Below are 19,063 nucleotides of genomic sequence, written 5' to 3' on the forward strand. Positions count from 1 at the left end.
CGTGCTCGCCAGCCTCGCCATCCGCGATGTGGTGCTGATCGAGCGCCTGGACCTTGCCTTTGGTCCAGGCCTCACGACCCTGACCGGCGAGACCGGTGCGGGCAAGTCCATCCTCCTCGACAGCCTCGGCCTCGCCCTGGGTGGTCGGGCCGAATCGGGCATGGTGCGGGCCGGCCAGGCCCAGGCCTCGGTCGCCGCCGCCTTCCATCCGCCGGCCGGCCACCCTGCCTTCGACCTGCTGCGCGAACAGGGCATCGAGCCTGAGGACGATTTGGTGCTGCGCCGCGTCGTGCAGGCCGATGGCCGCTCACGCGCCTTCGTCAATGACCAGCCGGTCGGTGTCGCCCTGTTACGCCGCCTCGGGGCTACCCTCGTCGAGGTGCAGGGGCAGCATGACCAGGTCGGCCTCGCCGATCCGGCGAGCCATGGTGGGCTGCTCGATGCCTTCGGCGTATTGGAACACCGCCGTGCAGCCTCCGCAGACGCCTGGTCCGCCTGGCGCATCGCCGGCAAGCGCCTGGTCGAGGCGCGCGAGGCCATCGCCGCCGCACAGCGCGAGGAGGAATGGCTCCGTCACGCCGTCGCCGAGTTGAAGGACCTGAACCCCGAAGAAGGCGAGGATGAGCGTCTGGCAGCCGAGCGCCAGCGCCTCCAGCAGGGCGAGCGCCGCGCCGAGGCCATCGCCACAGCCATCGCGGAGCTCACCCCGCGCGACCGCCGCGCAGTCTCCCCGTCACGCGCGCTGCGCGAGGCCGCCCGCGCCCTGGAACGCCTGCCGCCACCCAATGAGGAGGCGCAGCCGGCCCTGGTCGCGCTCGCCACCGCCCAGGATGCGCTGGCCGAGGCCGAGACCGCCCTATCCCGCCTGTTGCAGGAAGCCGGCCCCGACCCGCGCCGGCTGGAAGTGGTCGAGGAGCGCCTCTTCGCCCTGCGCGCCGCGGCGCGCAAGCATTCCGTGGCCGTGGTGGACCTGCCGGCGCTCGCCGCCGACATGCGCGCGCGGCTCGAGGCGCTCGATGCCGGTTCCGGCCGCGTCGCCGCGCTGGAACGCGATGAGGACGCCGCCCGTCGCGCCTATCTCGCCGCCGCCACCGCCCTGACGGAGGCGCGCCGGGAAGCCGCCGGCCGGCTGGAGAAGGCCGTCGCGAAGGAATTGCCGCCGCTCAAGCTCGACCGCGCCCGCCTGGCCATCGATATCGGCGCGCGGGACGAGAGCGCCTGGGGCCCCGACGGGCAGGACCGCGTCGCCTTCCTGGTTTCCACCAACCCGGGCCAGACGCCGGGGCCGCTGGCCAAGATCGCCTCCGGTGGTGAACTCTCGCGCCTCATGCTCGCGCTCAAGGTCGTGCTCGCGCGCGGCTCGCCCGTACCCACGCTGGTCTTCGACGAAGTCGACTCCGGCATCGGCGGCGCCACCGCAGCCGCTGTCGGCGAACGCCTCGCCCGCGTCGCGGAACGGTTGCAGGTCCTCGTCGTCACCCACTCGCCCCAGGTCGCAGCACGCGGCGCAGCCCATATGCGCGTCGCCAAGCAGGTGAAAGGCGGGCGCGCGGAAACCCGCGTCGAGATCCTGCCGGATGGCGAAAGGCGTGAGGAACTCGCCCGGATGCTGGCCGGGGAACGCGTGACGGACGCGGCGCGCGCGGCAGCGGAATCGCTGCTGGCCGATGTGCGGTGATGCAGGAAGCAGCGGGGGAGCGAACTCCCCCGCACCCCCTCCTTCTTATATCCTTCCGCCCTCGAACAGGGACAGCGCCATGATCGCGCGCAGGGCAACGGCACAGGATGCGAAGGCACTCGAACAACTGATCGCGGCGATGAACCGCGAGCAGCACGATCCCGACGACAGGCTCCCGGCAAGCCAGATCGAGCGCGACCTCATCGGGCAGGACAGCAGCATCGTCTTCGTCGCCGAGGCCGCCAACCACAGCCTGGCCGGCTACGTCACGGCCCATCGCACCTACGAGACGGCGCACGCCGAACACGGGCTCTATGTCGGTGATCTCTACGTCGCGCCGGGTCATCGCCGGCAGGGCGTCGCCCGCGCCCTGCTGGCCGCGCTGGCCCGCCACGGGCATGTCACCGGCGCGCGTCATCTCTGGCTGACGGCGAAGCCTGACAACACCGCCGCCCACGCCTTCTACCGTCACCTGGGCAGCCGCGGTGAACCCGTCATCGCCTTCGCCATTGTCGAACAGGATTTCCGCAACCTCGCCGCCGAGGCCGTCCCATGACCACGCTCCGCGCCCGCGACGTCGCCACCCTGACGGAAGCCGAAGCAGCCGACGAACTCGCCACCCTCGCCACCGAGATCGCCCATCACGACGCGCTCTATCACGGCAAGGACGCGCCAGAGATCAGCGATGCCGACTACGACGCGCTCGTCCGTCGCAACCGCGCCATCGAGGCGCGCTTCCCCTCCCTGACCCGCGCCGACAGCCCGTCCCGCCGCGTCGGCGCGGCAACCGCCGAGGGCTTCGCCAAGTCGCGCCATGGCGAGCCGATGCTCTCGCTGAACAACGTCTTCTCGGAAGAAGACTTCGCCGAATTCTGCGCCTCGATCCGCCGCTTCCTCGGCCTGACCGCGGAGGAGACGCTGCGCTTCGTGGCCGAACCCAAGATCGATGGCCTGTCGATCAATCTGCTTTACGAGAACGGCCACTTCGTGAAGGGCGCCACGCGCGGCGATGGCACCGAGGGCGAGGATGTCACCGCGAATCTGCGCACCATCGCCTCCCTGCCCGAACGCCTGCACGCCCCCTTCCCCGCCCGCATCGAGATCCGCGGCGAGGTGTTCATGGACAAGGCCGACTTCCTCGCCTTCCGCGCCACCCAGGAACAGGCCGCAAACGACCGCGAAGAGCGCCGCGCCCGCGGCGAGAAGCTCGGCGACGCCATCGTCATCCCCGCCAATCCGCGCAATGCCGCGGCCGGGTCGGTGCGCCAGCTCGATGCGCGCATCACCGCCTCGCGCCCCCTGAAGCTCTTCGCCTACGCCATGGGCGCGACGAGCGAACCGCCCGCCGAGAGCCACCACGCCTTCCTGCAACGGCTGGAACAGTGGGGTTTCGCCGTGAACCCGCTCTCCACCCTGCTCGACAACGAAACAGCGGCTGCGACGTTCCAGCGCAGTCTGGGCGAACAGCGTGCCGGCCTCGACTACGACATTGATGGTGTTGTCTACAAACTTGACCGGATCGACTGGCAGCGCCGGCTCGGCTTCGTCGGCCGTGCGCCGCGCTGGGCGACCGCCTGGAAATTCCCCGCCGAGCAGGCGATGACGGTGCTCGAAGCCATCGAGATCCAGGTCGGCCGCACCGGCGCGCTGACGCCGCGCGCGGTGATGCAGCCGGTCACCGTAGGCGGCGTCGTCGTCCGCCACGCGACGCTGCACAATGAGGACGAGATCGCCCGCAAGGATGTCCGCATCGGCGATACCGTCATCCTGCAGCGCGCCGGTGATGTGATTCCGCAAATCGTCAGCGTGGTACTGGAAAAACGCCCACCCACCGCCGTCCCTTTTGTCTTCCCCACCGTCTGCCCGGTCTGCGGCAGCCACGCGATCCGCGATGGCGAGGACGTCGTGCGCCGCTGCACCGGCGGGCTCATCTGCGCCGCGCAGACCGTCGAACGCCTCAAGCATTTCGCCTCGCGCCGCGCGATGGATATCGAGGGCCTCGGTGAGGAGAACATCCAGCTCCTCTTCGACCGCGGCCTGGTGAAATCCCCCGCCGACATCTTCCGCCTTCGCGACCACCGCGACGCGCTGCTCGCGCTGGAAGGCTGGGGCGAGCGCAAGGTGACGAAGCTGCTCGATGCCATCGAGGCGCGACGTCATGTTGCGCTGGAGCGCTTCATCTTCGCCCTCGGCATCCGCCGCATCGGAGAGCAGACCGCCAAGCTGCTGGCGCGCCACTACCACACGCTCGAAGAATGGCGGGACCGGATGATCGCCGCCCACATCATCGGCTCCGAGGCGCGTGAGGAACTCGGCTCCATCCAGGGCATCGGCCCGGCCATCGCCGAAGAGCTGGTGGAGTTCTTCGCCGAACCGCGCGCTGTCACCGCGCTGGATGACCTGGTCGCCCAGGCATCGCCGCTGCCGGCCGAGGCCACCGCCGCGTCGGACAGCCCTTTCGCCGGCAAGACGCTGGTCTTCACCGGCACGCTCGAGACGATGTCGCGCGACGAGGCCGAGGCGCAGGCCGAACGCCGCGGCGCCAAGGTCACCAAATCCGTCTCGAAGAAAACCGATTTCGTCGTGGTCGGCGCCGATGCCGGCTCGAAGGCGACCAAGGCGGCCGAACTCGGCCTGCGCATCCTGACCGAGGCCGAATACCGCGACATGGCCGGGATGTGACGCGGGGCGAGCATGGCGACGTCCGTCTCGATGCGGGCGCGGCCCACCCAATCGTCATGCCCGTGACGCTTGCCGATGCCGCCTTGCGCCCCAGTTCAAGGGTCGCCACCACCGAGGAGAACCGCCGCCATGGACAAGATCGACCCGAAATTCACCGCTCTCGCCACCGCGACCGGCGGCCGCAACGGGCACACCGCCTCCGATGACGGCATCGTCTCCGTCAACCTGTCCGTGCCCAAGGCGATGGGCGGCCCCGGCAAGCCCGATACGGCGACGCCGGAACACCTGTTTGCCGCGGGCTATGCTGCCTGTTTCGGTGGCGCGCTCGACTTCGTCGGCAAGCAACACAAGGTGAATGCCGCCGGCGCCTCCATCACCGCGGCGGTCTCGATCGGCCCGCGTGAGGGTGGCGGCTTCGGCTTGGCGGTCACGCTGAAGGTCGAAGACCCCTCCGTTCCCCAGGCGACGCTCGAAGCCCTGGCGAAGGAAGCGCATGAGAAGATCTGCCCTTACTCCCACGCTACGCGCGGCAATGTGGACGTGACGCTGGCCGTCCACGGGGGCTGAGAGACCGATTGAAAATGCGCCAGGGGGCGCATTTTGAGGTCCGGCACCGGCCCGCACCCCCACCCGGCCACCCATTCCAGGATACTGACGTGGGTGGCCGGGTGGGGGTGCGGGCCGGTGCCGGGCTTTTCAAACGATCTCTGACACCCGCATCAACGCGCCTGATGCCTCCCATCAGTCCAATGCGTTGGACGAATGAGGCGTGGGTGCCGCATGACGCTGCCCATGCCCGTCGACCCCAGCCTCCTTTCCGGTTACCTGCTCGCCTGTGTGGTGCTCGTGCTGACGCCGGGACCGGACATGGCTTTCGTGCTCGGCCAGACATTGTCTGGCGGCGCGCGGCGCGGCTGGGCCGCGACGATCGGCGTCTTCACCGGCGCCTCGGTGCATATCCTGGCCGCCGCGGCTGGCGTCGCCGCCCTGGTCGCCGCCAATCCGCTGCTGTTCACGGGCCTGCGGATCATCGGCGCGCTCTACCTGCTCTATCTCGGCTTCCATGCCATTCGCGCGGCCCTGCGCGGGGTGGGCGGGCTCGGTGAGGCAGGCGCGCCCACCACGTCGCTGATCGCCGCCTGGCGCCAGGGCTTCCTGACCAATCTGCTGAACCCCAAGGTCGGGCTGTTCTTCCTCGCCTTCGTGCCGCTCTTCGTGGACCCGACACGCAGCGCGCCATGGGTGCAGATGCTGATCCTCGGGCCGCTGCTGCCGGCGATCTCGATCCCGTTCTTCGCCGTGCTGATCGCCGGGGCCGCGCGCATCGCCGGGCGGCTCCGCGCCTCATCGGCCGGGCGTTGGCTGGATGGCGCGGCAGGGACGCTGTTCCTTGGCCTGGGCGTCAGGATGCTGGCGGGAATGCCCCGGTAGCAACGATCCCGCCAGAGCCGGCGAACAGCGCCTCCAGCCCCGCCCGCATCACCGCCACCGGATCGCGTCCCGGTCCCCGACTGACGCTGGCAATATGGCTGCCCGGCAGCACGACATGCCGCGCCCCGGGGATCAACGCACTGTCCACCGGCACCAGCCCGTCATTCGGCCCGTAGCCGCGTCTCTCCATCCATTGCGCTGCCGCCAGATGCAGCCTTTCACGCCCCTGCGCCTGGCCATCCTCGAGCGCCGTCGCCACGCAGCACACCGGCAGCGCGGCGATCAGCCGGGCGATCGGCGCCTCGGCCGCCGCCATCCAGGCCCGCCGGGCCGAGGTGGTGAGGTCGCGCACCCCTTCCTCCGACCCGATGCGCAGCATGCGCGCCAGCCCGCCGGCGGCGGCCTCCAGCGGCTTGGCGCCGATCACCACATCGGCGATCGGGCTGCCATAGAAGGGCGACTGCATCGCCAGGAACCCCACGCAATGCGCCTGTGCCGCCGGGTCAAGCAGCGCCGCCAGCGCCTCCAACCCACCTTTGCTGTGGGCGATCACCAGGGCGGGGGCCGGGTCGGCGAGAAGCTCGGTGCGCAGCCGCGCCGCATTGGCTGAAACCGATTCGGCCGTGCGCAGCTTCACGACCGAGGGCACCGCCCCCTGCGCGCGCAGCCAATCGGCCAACGGATGCATGTATTCCAACCCAAATGGCTGGAAGGCGGCGACCAGCTCGCCCATCAACCCATAGACGAGCAGCACGCGCTGCCCATCCAGGCGCAGGTCGCTATTCCCGATCGGCATCGAGGCGACAGGCAGGATCACCCATCTCCGTCACCAGCCGCGCCGTCGCCTTCCCGTTCCCGCGCCGGTCCAGCACCGGCGGGAAGGGGTCGTCGGCATGGGCCGAGATGCACAGCAGGACGGCCAGCGCCCTCGGCCCATCCGCCACGGCGCGCGCCGTGCCCCAGGGGTCCGCCCATTCGCGGAGTGGCGCATTCGGGTCACCGCCGATGCCGCGATCGGCGACCCACGGGACCTCGACCGGGCCGACCGCATCGTGCCTGACCGCCAGGCGCAGCGCCGGGGCACCTGCGCGAGTGCGCTCATCGTCACGCAGCCGGGACCAGCTGCCCCGCCAGCGGCTGGGGGCGTTCTCGCTGGCGCGTTCATGGCCGGATTGTAGGGTGCGCAGAGTTTCTGCCGCGGCCGGCAGCGCCGCGCAGGTGAGCGCGATGGCAACAGCCATGCCTGCGATCGATCTCATCCGTCCCGGTCCCCATTCCTGCTCAGACGAGTCCGGCATCGACAGGAGCGCTGGTCTCGACGGGATCGACAAGGGCGCCAGACCGTCACGCTTGCGTTCCATCGCCTGCACCACACCAGGTCACAGCGGGGCGCAGGCAATGTTCAGCCATGCCGCCGTCACGTCATCGACCTGCGGGGCGACCTCGGCCAGCACCCGCGCGTGATAGGTGTCGAGCCAGTCGCGTTCGGCCGCCGTCAGCAGCGTCGGTTCGATCAGCGCGCGGTCGAAGGGCGCCAGCGTCAGCGTCTCGAAACACAGGAAGGGCTTGGTCGCCTGTGGCAGGTCGGCCGGCACCACCAGCAGCAGGTTCTCGAGCCGGATGCCGTATTCGCCGGCAGCGTAGAATCCTGGCTCATCGGACAGGATCATGCCCTCGCGCAGCGGCACGATTCGCGCTGCGCGGCTGAAGGCGACCGGCCCTTCGTGCACGGACAGGAACGAGCCCACGCCATGCCCGGTGCCGTGGTCGTAATCAAGCCCGGCATCCCACAGCGGCCGCCGCGCCAGCGCATCGAGATGCGGCCCCGCCACACCGGCCGGAAAGCGCGTCGTGGCCAGCGCGATATGGCCCTTCAACACCCGCGTCACGCGGTCCTTCAACCTGGCCGGCGCCGGGCCGGGCCCCGACCACAGGGTGCGTGTGACGTCCGTCGTGCCGTCGACAAACTGCGCACCGGAATCGATCAGGTAGCACTCATCCGGCGCAATGCCGCGGTTGGTCTCCGGCGTCACACGGTAGTGCACGATGGCGCCATGCTCGCCGGCGCCGGAGATGGCGGGGAAGGATTCCGCGCGGAAATGCGGAACCTGCCGGCGGAAGGCCAGGAGCTGCGCGGCGGCCGAGATCTCGGTCAGCCCACCCTTCGGCGCCTCGGTGGCGAACCAGCACAGGAAGCGCGCCATCGCCGCAGCGTCACGCCGGTGCGCGGCCCGCGCGCCATCACGTTCGACCGGGTTCTTGCAGGCGCGCGGCAGGCGGCAGGGGTCTTCGCCGGGGCTGATCTCGGCGCCGGCCTCGCGCAGCCAATGGGTGAACCAAGCCGGGGTGGTCTCGGCGTCGATGCGCACGCGCTGACTGCGCAGGGCATCGAGCGCGCGGGGCAGTTCCTCGCGCGGGCGCACCACCACCTGGTTGCCGAGATGCATGCGCGTCTCGGCCGGCACTTTCTCGGGCGCCATGAACAGCTCGACCCGCGCATCCGCATGCAGCACCGCGAAGCCGAGGGCGAGCGGCGTATGGTCTAGGTCGCCGCCACGAATGTTCAACAGCCAGGCCGCCGAATGCGGGTCGGCCAGAACCACCGCCGCCTCGCCCGCCTCACGCAGGGCGGCGGCCGCCTCGGCCCGCTTGTCGGCGGAGGATTGGCCGGCATAGGCCAGCGGATGCGGCACCGCGGCGGCCATCGGCGCGGCCGGGCGGTCGGTCCAGGCGGCGTCGAGTGGATTGGTCGCCAGCGCCACGAAGTGCACGCCAGGGGCGGCGAGCCGCTCGACCGCCGGCACCGACAGCAGCCAGGGGTCGTAGCCGATGGCAAGGTCCTGGGCGTGCGCCTTCAGCCAGGCGCTCGCCGGTTCTTCCGTGATGTGGCGGCATTCCCAGAGGGTCGGGTCGGTCTGGTCGCGCACCTGCAAGGTGTAGCGCCCATCGGTGAACACCGCGGCGCGGTCGGGCAGTACGATCGCCATGCCGGCCGAGCCGGTGAAGCCAGTCAACCAGGCCAGGCGTTCACCGGCAGGTGGAACGTATTCGCCCAGATGCTCGTCGGAACGAGGGACGATGAAGCCCTGCACCCCGGCCTCCAGGAGGCGGGCGCGCAGCGCGGCAAGGCGTTCGGTCGGTGACAGGGCTGTGATCCTCGTTACCGCGTTGTTGCATATATCCACAGGAAGCTCCGCGTTTGATGCATGTCTATAGCGTGACCTTGGCGCATCACCTGTGGCCCGGGCGCACTTAGATTGCGCACACGAAAGGTTGGCGTCCCCCATGACGGGGCGCCGCCCTCACCAAGGACACTTATCATGGACGACCATTTCACCAAGGCCGAGGCCGCTCTGCTGATGCCCGCCACCACCGCCGCTTCGCGCCGCCAGAGCGATGCCGAGGCGATCCGCCTCGCCGCCGTCGCCGCGCGCGATGAGGCCGTCGCCGCCTGGATCCTGGGTGGCCTGCGCGCCACGATCCGCTTCGTGGCTTCGCTGCCGGCGCGCATCGCCACCTACAACGCGCTGCACGGCCTGTCGGATCGCGAACTGCGCGACATCGGCATGAACCGCTTCGACATCGGCCGCGTCTTCGAGCCGAACTTCAATCCGCGCCCGGCGAATGACGCCGGCCGGCAGCCCTCCCCCCGGGTTGCCTGATGCGCGGCGGGGCCGCGGCATCGCCCCCCTCGTCGCGGCCCCACCCTTCGCGCGCCGGCAGGCTCCTTGACGGAGCGGCCGACGCGTAGCTGCCATGCCGCAGCACCGTTTGCGGCAGCGGGGCACGACGGCTGAGATGCCATCATGCCCGCCGCTGCCTGGATCATCGTCCTTTCCGCCGCCGCCTCGGTCTCGCTGTCGCTCGGCGCGCGGCAAACCTTCGGGCTGTTCCTGTTGCCGCTCGGCATCGAGCACGGCATCGCGGCCACCGTGCTCGGCGCCTCGGTCGCCATCCACAACCTGATCTGGGGCATCAGCCAGCCTTTCGCGGGCGCGCTGGCCGACCGGCTCGGCACCGGGCGCGTCGCGCTGGGCGGCGCCGGTATCTACGCCGTCGGCCTGCTGATGCCGGCCATCTACCCCTGCGCGGCGACCCTGATCATCGGCATCGGCATCCTGACCGGCCTTGGCACTGCGGCGGCCGGCGCGGGCACCGTGCTCGGCGCCGTGGCGCGGGCGGTACCGGAAAGCCGACGCGGCGACGCGCTGGGCCTTGCTTCCGCGGGCGGATCGGTCGGCCAGGCGGCGATGGTCCCCTTCGCGCAATGGGGCATCGAGACGGGCGGCACCTCCTTCGCCTTCGCCATGCTGGCGGCGACCATGCTGCTGGCGTTGGTGATCTGTCCGCGGCTCGAATGGCGTGCGCCAATCCGCGTCGGCAATGCCATGCCCGTGGGCATCGCAGGCCTGCCGGACCTGGCACGTCGAGCGCTGGCCGACCGGGATTTCGCGCTGCTGACGCTCGGCTTCTTCGCCTGCGGCTTCCAACTCGCCTTCCTGACTGTCCACTTGCCGGCGCACTTGGCGCTATGCGGCTTTCCGACCGGCCTCGGCGTGACCGCGCTGATGCTGATCGGGCTGTTCAACATCCCCGGCTCCTGGCTGTGCGGGCGCCTCGGCAACGTCGTCCGGCCGGAACTGGCGCTCGGCGGCATCTACCTGCTGCGCACAATCCTCGTCGGCATCTTCGCGATCACCGTGCCGACCGAATGGGGCACCATGATCTTCGCGGCGGCGATGGGCTTCATCTGGCTCGGCACCATCCCGCTGACCTCGACCGCCATCGCCCGGCGCTTCGGCGTGGCCGACCTCGGCTCGCTATACGGGGTGTGCTTCCTGTCGCACCAGGTCGGCGGCTTCCTGGGCGCCGGCGCGGGTGCGATCGTGGTCGACATGACCGGCTCCTACGCCGCCTTCTGGCCCGTGATGCTGGCGGTAGGCGTGGTCGCGATCGTCAGCAACTGGGCGACGCGGGCGCCGCGCCTCGCGCCGGTATGACGCTGGCGGCACGCCGTCATCTCAAGCGCGCCGCCACTCCATGGAGCGTGATTCAGACCTTCGGTGCGTTCGCGACTGCGGTCATCATGCCCTAGGATCGGTCGGGTCCAGGGAAGGAAGCCGCCCGATGCAACTCGGCCTGTTCATGATGCCGCTGCACCCGCCGCACCGGCCGCTGCACGAGACGCTGGCCGAGGATACGGAGAAATCCCTCCTCGCCGACCGCCTTGGCTTCAACGAATTGTGGGTCGGCGAGCATTTCTCGGCCAGTTCGGAACCCATCGCGTCGCCGCTGATGTTCATGGCCGGGCTGGTCCACCGCACGCGGCTGACCTTCGGCACCGGCGTGGTGAACCTGCCCAACCACCACCCGGCGATCGTCGCCGCCGAAATCGCGCAGTTCGACCACATGTCCGGCGGACGGCTGATGTTCGGCATCGGTCCGGGCGGGCTGCCCTCCGATTCCGAGATGTTCGGCGACCTCGCCCCGCCCGAACGCGGCAAGCGGATGATCGAGGCGATCACCACCGTCCAGGCGATCTGGGCGCAGGACCCGCCCTATGACATTCCCGGCGCGACCTGGCCGATCAAGCTGTCGCGCACCGTCTCGCCCGAATATGGCGTGGGCTTCATGCCCAAACCGTTCCAGAAGGGCGGCCCCTCCATCCATGTCTCGGCCCGCAGTGCGGAAAGCCAGGGTGTCGCCGTCGCCGCGGCGCGCGGCTGGGGCGTGATCAGTGCCAACTTCGTCGCCCACCGCATCATCGCCGGGCACTGGCGCAGCATGGCCGCCGGCATGGAAAAGGCGGGGCATCCGGTCGATGGCGGCAAGTGGCGCGCGGCCCGCAACTTCGTCATCGCCAGAACGGATGCCGAGGCCAAGGCTCGCGCCACCGCCCCCGAAGGCGCGACGCACTACTATTTCGACTATCTCGGCTCCATCGCGAAGCGCGCCGGCTTCGGCGCCACCATGACCCCGCGCGACAACATGGACCCCACCACCGCCACCACCGAGGACATGATCGACGCCTGCGTCATCGCCGGCAGCCCGGCCACGGTGCTCGACCGGCTGGTGGCGCTGCGCGAGGAGGTCGGCCCCTTCGGCCACCTGCTGATGGCCGGGCTCGACTGGTCCGGCGTGAACGCGGCGTGGGAGGCGGAGACGATGCAACGCCTGGCGCAGGAGGTGATGCCGCGGCTGCGCCAACACGTCATGGCCACGGCGAAGGCCGCGGAATAGCCGGCGGTGCCAGGCGACGCGCTGTTCTGGGCCCTCGGAACCGGCTGCTGGCTGCTCGTCGCGAACAGCTTGGCGGTGATCGCCTTTCATCACGACAAGCGCATGGCACAGGCGGGAGGCTGGCGAATCTCCGAACAGACCCTGCTCATGCTGGCGCTGCTCGGCGGGTCAGGCGGCGCGCTGCTCGCGCGGCAGGCATTCCGCCACAAGACGCGCAAGCAGCCTTTCGGCGCACAACTGCATGCCATCGTCGGCCTGCAGGTCTTCGGGCTTGCCGGGCTCGGCATGTACGGCGTGACGATGATGGTCACACCGTGGGTCCGCTGACGGCCGCGGCGAGATTAACCCGCGGTCAACACTCGTCTCGTACGGTGAAACGATGCAGATCGGGTCCACCGCCCCCATCCAGGGCATGCAGCGCGCGACCGAGAAGCTCGACCGCGCCGCTGCCACCATCGCCAGCCCCGTGTCGGAGACGGCACGCGGCAGCGATCCTTCCCCCGCGCCGCCTTCTGGTAATCAGGGTCTCACCGCCGCCCAGGCCAGTGGCGACGTTGAGAGCGCCATGGCCGACGCGGCCCAGGCACGCCGCGCCTATGAGGCGAACGCGAAGGCAATGGAACGTCATGATGCGATCGAGCGCCGGGCGATCAGCCTGGGCGCCTGACCCCGGTCAGAAGAACAGGTCCGGCCCATCCATGCTGGGGATCTCGATCTTCGCGTCGTTGAACGAGAACTGCTCCGTCGGAACCGGCCCGGGATCATCCGCGGCAAAGGACTGATCCCCAGGGCCATCATCCACCGCGCGTACGCTGCCGTCGCCCCAGGTGATGTTGACGCCGCCCGAATGCGTCCCCTTGCCCGAGGCGTCCGACGCCTGGAACCGCAGCGCGTTACCCTCGGGGAGAATGGTCGCCTTGATGTGGAGTTCCTTGATCTCGACAGGCATGGCGCGTCTCCTTCAACGCACCGTCCCGCGAAGCCATGCAGCGCGCAGCGAAATGCTTCACGCCCCGCGCCGCAGCACCAGCGTCGTCCACGGCCCGACATCGATCCGCCGTTCCAGCACCAGCCCCTGCCGCCGATGGGCCACCAGGACCATCCGCGCCTGTGTGCCGAGCAGCCCCGCGAGGATCGCCGTGCCACGCGGCGCGAGGTGCAGCCCGAGGTCCCGCGCCATCGCACACAAGGGCCGGGCGAGAATATTTGCGAAAATCAGCTCGTAGCGCACGCCCTTCATCAGCCGGGGCTTCCAGCCATCGGCGAGGATGGTGCGCATGCGCCGCGGGACCAGCTCGTTCATGCGCGCATTCTGCTCGCAGACGCGCACGCTCCACGGCTCGATATCCGTCGCCAGTACCGTACAGGGCAGCGTCTTCGCTGCCGCCATCGCCAGGATGCCCGACCCGCTGCCGAGGTCGCAGACCGTGCGCGGGCGACGATAGGCAATGCCCTCGAACGCCCGCAGGCAGCCTTGCGTCGAGGCATGTTCACCCGACCCGAAGGCCAGCCCCGCATCGAGCTTCAGCACCACGCGCCCATAGGTCACCGGGTCCGGCACATGGGTCGGGCGAATGACGAAGCGCCGGCCGACCGGCATCTCCGGAAAGGCCTGCACGGTGCGGGCGAGCCAGCCCTCGGCCTCGACCGGCGCGGCCTGCAGCACCGGCGGGTCGATGCCGGCCACGGCGGCGGCGAGCGCGAGCGCGTCATCCAGTTGATCATCATGCGCGCCGGCCTCGCGCACGCCTTCGATGCGCCAGGTGTCGGTCGGCTCGTCGCGGAACAGCGCAACGGTGGTGCAGACCTGTTCCAGCGCGGCCTCGAAGACCGGCACGGCATGCTCGGGCAGCCCGTCGATCACCAGGGCTTCCAGCGGTTCGGCACGACGGCGCGACAAGGCGCCGGGCGCATCAGGGCCTGACGGCCGCATCAGGTCTTCTCCACGAAACTGTCGAGCAGGCGCTTCTCGCCGGCTTTCTCGAAGGCGATGTCGAGACGGTTCTCATCGATCGCGAGGACGCGCCCATAGCCGAATTTCTGGTGGAAGACACGCTCGCCCACCTTGAAGGCGGAGGATGCGGCGGGCCGCGGCTTCACTTCCCACGCACCGGCCTCGATCATCCGCCGTGGACGCTGGGCGAACATCCCACCGCCGGCGAAAACCGAGGCGCGGGGGCGGTTGTCCCGCTGCGTGCTGCCTTCGCGAATGATCTCGCTCGCGGGCAGTTCGTCGAGGAAACGCGACGGGATCTGCGCCTGCCAATTGCCGAAGATATTGCGGTTCGCCGCATGGCTGATCACCGCCACGCGCCGCGCCCGGGTGATACCGACATAGGCGAGGCGTCGTTCCTCCTCGAGCGCCTTGTCGCCGCCTTCGTCGATGCTGCGGCGGGAGGGAAACACGCCTTCCTCCCAGCCCGGCAAGAACACCATGTCGAATTCCAGCCCCTTGGCGCCGTGCAGCGTCATCAGCGAGACCCGCTCGCCTTCCGCCGCCTCATCGTTGTCCATCACGAGGGCGACGTGTTCGAGGAAGGCGGCCAGACTCTCATAATCCGCCATGGCGCTGACGAGTTCCTTGAGGTTCTCCAGCCGCCCCGGCGCCTCGGGCGATTTGTCCTGCTGCCACATCGGCGCATAGCCGCTCTCATCGAGCAGCGTCTGCGCCATTACGATATGGCCCTCGACATCCAGCATCGCGCGCCAACGCTCGAAGCCCTGCAGCAACTCGCGCAGCGCCTCGCGCGCCTTGGCCTGCTTGATCGCGCCGGTCTCCAGCGCGCGCGACGCGGCGAGACAGAGCGGGATGGACTCACTGCGCGCGATGGCGTGCATCGCCTGCATCGCCGTATCGCCCAAGCCCCGCTTGGGCAGGTTGACGATGCGCTCGAAGGCGAGGTCGTCCGCCGGCTGCGCGACGACACGGAAATACGCCATGGCATCGCGGATTTCCGCGCGTTCGTAAAAGCGTGCGCCGCCGATGATGCGATAGGGCAGGCCGATCGCGATCAACCGTTCCTCCAGCGCGCGATGCAGGAAGCCGGCGCGCACCAGGATGGCGATCTCGCCGAGCGACTGCCCCTCGCGCTGCGCGGCCTCGATGCGTTCGCCGATCATGCGCGCTTCTTCCTCGCTGTCCCAGGCCGAGATGACGCGGACCTTCTCGCCCTCTGCATCGTTGCGGCCCGCGCGCAGCGTCTTGCCGAGACGATCGGTGTTGTGCGCGATCAGCCCGGCGGCGGTGGCGAGAATGGGCTTGGTCGAACGATAGTTGGATTCCAGCCTGACGACCTGCGCGCCGGGGAAGTCCTTCTCGAAGCGCAGGATGTTCTCGATCTCGGCGCCGCGCCAGGAATAGATCGACTGGTCGTCGTCGCCGACGCAGCAGATGTTCCTGTGCCCCTGCGCCAACAGCCGCAGCCAGTAATACTGCACCAGGTTGGTGTCCTGGTATTCGTCGACCAGGATATAGCGGAAGCGGCGATGGTACTCGGCGAGGATGTCGGGATGGTTGCGCAGCAGCGTCACCACATGCATCAGCAGGTCGCCGAAGTCGCAGGCGTTGAGCGCTTTCAACCGGTCCTGGTAGGCGACGTAGAGTTCGGTCGCGCGCCCGCCGGCATAGTCGGTGTCCTCCGCCGGCGTCACCGCGGTGGGTTCGAGCCCCTTGTCCTTCCAGCGCTGGATGACTGCCATCAGCCCGTTGGGCGGCCAGCGCTTGGTGTCGATGCGCGCGGCTTCCATCACCTGCTTGAGCAGCCGGGTCTGGTCGTCGGTGTCGAGGATGGTGAAGTTCGAATTCAGCCCGAGTTGTTCGGCATGCCGGCGCAGCATGCGTGCCGCCAGCGCATGGAAGGTGCCGAGCCACAATCCTTCGGCCGGCTCGCCAAGCAGCGCGGAGACGCGTTCGCGCATCTCCCGCGCCGCCTTGTTGGTGAAGGTGACGGCAAGCACCTGCGACGGATAGGCCTTGCCCTGCAACAGGATGTGGGCGAAGCGCGTGGTCAGCACCCGCGTCTTGCCCGTCCCCGCCCCGGCCAGCACCAACAACGGCCCATCCACAGCCTCGACCGCGGCGCGCTGCTCCGGGTTCAACCGCGCCAGATAATCATCCCCGCTCATGATGGGCGGTGCCCCTTCCCCTTGCGTGCCCTGGTGACTGACAAAAGAAGGAGGGGGCGCGGGCGCATACCCACTTATACCGAACATACCTGCATCCGTCATGACTGCCGCCATCGCGTGGATCACGGACCGGCCACAGGTTTAAATCGGAGATACACAACCGACGATCCCAATACGTGACGATTTCGATCTGATCGCCGCCATCGTAGCCACGCGAGGTTGGCTCGGGGCCGAGAGTTCGAATCCCCACCGCTGCAGCGGTGGGAACTGAGAACACAACTCTCTCTGGGCGTTGCCCGGGTGCCGGCGCTGGCCGAGACGGCCAGCGGGCTTCGCACGCCTGATCAAGCAGCGGGCCGCCCCCGGCCCGCACCGGCCGGTCGGCCCGCCTGCATAGTGTCGGCGACGTCTGCCTGACCTACGGCTTCGCGATGGACTGACCAAGCATCATCGCCGCGGCCTTCGCTGCGATCATCATCGTCGTCGCATTCGTATTGGCCGAGACGATCCGTGGCATGACCGAGGCATCGGCCACGCGCAACGCGTCGATGCCGCGCAACCGAAGTTCTGGCGTCACGGGCGCGCCGTCGCCACCCATGCGGCAGGTGCCGCACAGGTGATAGACGGTCGATCCCTTCGCCTGGGCGTAGGCGAGCAGAGCCGCGTCATCCTGCCGCGCCGGACCGGGCGCGGTCTCCGCCGCCGACCAGCGCGCGAGGGCGCGCGCGCCCAACAGCCGGCGCGCGACGCGCAGCCCGGCGACGGCCGCCTCGCGATCCTCGGTCGCCATAAGGTAGTTCGGCTGGATGGCCGGTGCTTGGCGAGGGTCCGCGTCCCTGGCGCGCACGAATCCACGGCTCTCGGGCCGGCACTGCCAGACGCCGATGGTCATGCCCGGCACGTCCTGCAACCGCCCTGTCACGCCTTCCTCGGAATAGGAGGCGGGGGTGAAGACAAATTGCAGGTCGGGCTCGTCGAGTGTCTCACGCGACCGGGCGAAGGCGCCGGCATGGGCGGGGCTGAAGGCGAGCATGCCACGCCGCGTCAGCAGCCAGCGCGCCATCTCCCACCACAGGCGCGGCGGCCGCGCCTGCTCGTTCAGCGTGACCGGACGGGTGACGCGATGCACCACGCGCGTGGCGTAATGGTCCTGCAGATTCTCGCCGACACCCGGATTATCGGCGATGACCGGCGCGCCGAGCGCCCGCGACAGCGCCGCCGGGCCGAGGCCCGAGACCTGCAGCAGATGCGGTGTCCCGATCGCGCCCGCGGCCAGCACGATGTCGCCCTTCGCATGCGCCGTCAGCGTACGGCCGTCACGGGCGAAGGTGACGCCAGTGGCGCGGCCCGCCTGCGTCTCGATGCGCAGCACCTGCGCGCCGGTGACGACGCGCAGGTTGGCGCGGCCGCGGACCGGGGCGAGGAAGGCGCTCGCCGCGCTGAGGCGCCGGCCGCGGCGGATGCTGCGCTGGTAGGTGAAGACACCCTCCTGCGCTGCGCCGTTGTAGTCCGGGTTGCGCGCCAGGCCGCATTCGGCGCCGCCCTGCAGGAAGGCGTCCACGATCGGATGCAGCACGGGGATGTCGGAGACATGCTGCGGCCCACCGGCGCCGCGATGCGCATCGTCGCGGTAGTCCTCGAGGCTGCGGAAGTGGGGCAGCACATCCGCATGCGACCAGCCCCGGCAGCCCGCCTGTGCCCAGTCGTCGAAGTCCCGCGCCGATCCGCGCACCCAGAGATGCCCATTGATCGCCGAGGAGCCGCCCAGCACGCGCCCGCGCGGCGTATGGAGCATGCGCCCATTCACGCCGGGGCCGGGTTCAGTGGCGAAGTTCCAGTTGAAGCGTGGATCGCGGAAGGTCTTGAGGAAGCCGGCCGGCACCTGGAGGTAGGGGTGTCGCGCCTCACCACCCGCTTCCAGCAGCAGCACGCGGCGGCGCGGATCGGCCGAGAGGCGATTGGCCAGCACGCAGCCCGCGCTGCCCGCGCCGACGATGATGTGGTCCCAATCGCCCTCGAAAGTCTCCGCCGTCATGCCGCCGCAGCAAGGGTCGGCGCGGTGCCGGCGACGCAAGTGCGAACCATGTGGCGCCGTTCCGTCGTCGTCGCGAAGGGGGTGGCACGGTGCAGCACGGCGCGGTTGTCCCACATCACCAGATCATGGGGCCGCCACCTGTGCGCGTAGGTGAAGGCAGGCTGCGTCGCCAGCGCCATCAGCCGATCGATCAGCGCGCGCGACTGCGCCTCGCCCATCCCCTCGATGCTGCGGGCATGCGCGCCGAGATACAGGGCCGGGCCATGCGGGTTCTCCTCGAGCACCAGCGCTTGGCGCACCGGCGGGTGCTGGCTGTGTTCGGCCTCGGTCACCAGCGCGGCATCGACACGCGTGCGCGACCAGCCGAAATCGTGGATCGCGACACGGCCCCGCAAGGCGTCCTGCTCGGCCGGATCGAGCGCCGCGAAGGCCGCGCGCATGGAGGCGAATTCCGTATCCCCGCCGGCCGAGGGAATCTCCCGCGCCGAGAGCAGCGAGGCCCGCGCCGGCAGCGGCTTGAAGGATGAATCATGGTGCCAGAACCGGTTCGCCTTGTTGTTCAGCACCTGCTTGTCGGTGGGCGCCGTGATCGCGCCGTCCGGGCCGATATTGGACAGGATGATCACCGGGCTCCCCGCCCCGGGTGCGCCGGGACGGGTGCGTTCGAGCGGCCCGAACCCCTCGCTGAAGGCGATCTGCGCCGCGTCGTCGATCCGCTGGTCGGGAAAGACCAGCACCGAGAAGCGATCGAGCGCGTCGCGCAGTGCGGCCATGCGCGCCGCGTCCACGCCGCGGGCGATATCGATGCCGGTGATGCGGGCGCCGAGAACGGGGGTGAGCGGGGTTGTCTCGATCATGGGGCGTTTCCTCCT

Annotated in this window: 18 protein-coding genes; 10 read left to right on the forward strand and 8 right to left on the reverse strand. The window is 69.7% G+C overall.

The window, feature by feature from the left end; all coding sequences use genetic code 11:
* Position 1: 1 nt before the first annotated feature.
* The 5 genes from recN (at position 2) to IEY36_RS06000 (ending at position 5,791) form a co-directional block, all read left to right on the forward strand.
* Positions 2-1,678: a DNA repair protein RecN gene (gene recN, locus IEY36_RS05980; protein WP_188965989.1), complete on the forward strand. Its 1,677-nt coding sequence runs from the start codon at positions 2-4 to the stop codon at positions 1,676-1,678.
* 79 nt (positions 1,679-1,757) lie between these two features.
* Positions 1,758-2,234 carry a GNAT family N-acetyltransferase gene (locus IEY36_RS05985; protein ID WP_188965990.1) on the forward strand — a complete coding sequence of 159 codons (477 nt, stop codon included), beginning with the start codon at positions 1,758-1,760 and terminating at the stop codon, positions 2,232-2,234.
* Complete coding sequence (ligA, locus tag IEY36_RS05990) at positions 2,231-4,360, forward strand: NAD-dependent DNA ligase LigA (RefSeq protein ID WP_188965991.1); 2,130 nt, start codon at positions 2,231-2,233, stop codon at positions 4,358-4,360. Before IEY36_RS05985 ends, ligA begins: the two co-directional genes overlap by 4 nt.
* 129 nt (positions 4,361-4,489) lie before the next feature.
* Positions 4,490-4,927 (forward strand): organic hydroperoxide resistance protein, encoded by a 438-nt coding sequence (locus IEY36_RS05995; protein WP_188965992.1) that lies wholly within the window; start codon positions 4,490-4,492, stop codon positions 4,925-4,927.
* A 225-nt stretch (positions 4,928-5,152) separates the two neighbouring features.
* On the forward strand, positions 5,153-5,791 hold the full coding sequence (locus IEY36_RS06000; RefSeq protein ID WP_188965993.1) for a LysE family translocator: 639 nt from the start codon (positions 5,153-5,155) through the stop codon (positions 5,789-5,791).
* Here the strand turns inward: IEY36_RS06000 and IEY36_RS06005 are convergent.
* The 3 genes from IEY36_RS06005 to IEY36_RS06015 form a co-directional block, all read right to left on the reverse strand.
* Entirely contained in the window at positions 5,763-6,608 is an 846-nt protein-coding gene (locus IEY36_RS06005; protein ID WP_188965994.1) for a hypothetical protein, read from the reverse strand. The genes IEY36_RS06000 and IEY36_RS06005 overlap by 29 nt on opposite strands.
* Positions 6,571-7,032, reverse strand: a complete 462-nt coding sequence (locus tag IEY36_RS06010) for a hypothetical protein (protein WP_188965995.1) — start codon at positions 7,030-7,032, stop codon at positions 6,571-6,573. The genes IEY36_RS06005 and IEY36_RS06010 overlap by 38 nt, the downstream gene beginning before the upstream one ends.
* A 138-nt stretch (positions 7,033-7,170) precedes the next feature.
* Positions 7,171-8,970 carry an aminopeptidase P family protein gene (locus IEY36_RS06015; RefSeq protein ID WP_229681182.1) on the reverse strand — a complete coding sequence of 600 codons (1,800 nt, stop codon included), beginning with the start codon at positions 8,968-8,970 and terminating at the stop codon, positions 7,171-7,173.
* Positions 8,971-9,111: 141 nt separating this feature from the next.
* Between IEY36_RS06015 and IEY36_RS06020 the strand changes: the two genes are divergently transcribed.
* From IEY36_RS06020 to IEY36_RS06040, 5 genes are all read left to right on the forward strand, one after another.
* Complete coding sequence (locus IEY36_RS06020) at positions 9,112-9,453, forward strand: DUF1127 domain-containing protein (protein ID WP_229681163.1); 342 nt, start codon at positions 9,112-9,114, stop codon at positions 9,451-9,453.
* A gap of 144 nt (positions 9,454-9,597) precedes the next feature.
* Positions 9,598-10,791, forward strand: coding sequence for an MFS transporter (locus tag IEY36_RS06025; protein ID WP_188965997.1), 1,194 nt, complete (start codon positions 9,598-9,600; stop codon positions 10,789-10,791).
* A gap of 127 nt (positions 10,792-10,918) precedes the next feature.
* Complete coding sequence (locus IEY36_RS06030; RefSeq protein ID WP_188965998.1) at positions 10,919-12,031, forward strand: LLM class flavin-dependent oxidoreductase; 1,113 nt, start codon at positions 10,919-10,921, stop codon at positions 12,029-12,031.
* A gap of 6 nt (positions 12,032-12,037) precedes the next feature.
* Complete coding sequence (locus IEY36_RS06035; protein WP_229681164.1) at positions 12,038-12,358, forward strand: DUF1294 domain-containing protein; 321 nt, start codon at positions 12,038-12,040, stop codon at positions 12,356-12,358.
* A 52-nt stretch (positions 12,359-12,410) separates the two neighbouring features.
* On the forward strand, positions 12,411-12,698 hold the full coding sequence (locus IEY36_RS06040) for a flagellar basal body rod C-terminal domain-containing protein (RefSeq protein WP_188965999.1): 288 nt from the start codon (positions 12,411-12,413) through the stop codon (positions 12,696-12,698).
* A gap of 6 nt (positions 12,699-12,704) precedes the next feature.
* On the opposite strand, the gene IEY36_RS06045 is transcribed toward IEY36_RS06040, so the two are convergent.
* The 5 genes from IEY36_RS06045 to IEY36_RS06065 all read right to left on the reverse strand — a co-directional run bounded on the left by IEY36_RS06045 (position 12,705) and on the right by IEY36_RS06065 (position 19,048).
* Complete coding sequence (locus IEY36_RS06045) at positions 12,705-12,980, reverse strand: H-X9-DG-CTERM domain-containing protein (protein ID WP_188966000.1); 276 nt, start codon at positions 12,978-12,980, stop codon at positions 12,705-12,707.
* A gap of 57 nt (positions 12,981-13,037) precedes the next feature.
* On the reverse strand, positions 13,038-13,964 hold the full coding sequence (locus tag IEY36_RS06050) for a 50S ribosomal protein L11 methyltransferase (protein ID WP_188966001.1): 927 nt from the start codon (positions 13,962-13,964) through the stop codon (positions 13,038-13,040).
* A complete protein-coding gene (locus tag IEY36_RS06055; RefSeq protein WP_188966002.1) occupies positions 13,964-16,156 on the reverse strand; it encodes an ATP-dependent helicase in 2,193 nt (730 codons plus the stop codon). The genes IEY36_RS06050 and IEY36_RS06055 overlap by 1 nt, the downstream gene beginning before the upstream one ends.
* Positions 16,157-16,574: 418 nt before the next feature.
* The gene (locus IEY36_RS06060) at positions 16,575-18,191 is read right to left on the reverse strand and encodes a GMC family oxidoreductase (protein WP_188966003.1); all 1,617 of its coding nucleotides are present in this window, start codon (positions 18,189-18,191) and stop codon (positions 16,575-16,577) included.
* Positions 18,188-19,048 carry a TauD/TfdA dioxygenase family protein gene (locus IEY36_RS06065; RefSeq protein ID WP_188966004.1) on the reverse strand — a complete coding sequence of 287 codons (861 nt, stop codon included), beginning with the start codon at positions 19,046-19,048 and terminating at the stop codon, positions 18,188-18,190. The genes IEY36_RS06060 and IEY36_RS06065 overlap by 4 nt, the downstream gene beginning before the upstream one ends.
* Positions 19,049-19,063 lie beyond the last annotated feature (15 nt).

Source organism: Neoroseomonas lacus (genome assembly GCF_014644535.1).
GTDB lineage: Bacteria > Pseudomonadota > Alphaproteobacteria > Acetobacterales > Acetobacteraceae > Neoroseomonas > Neoroseomonas lacus.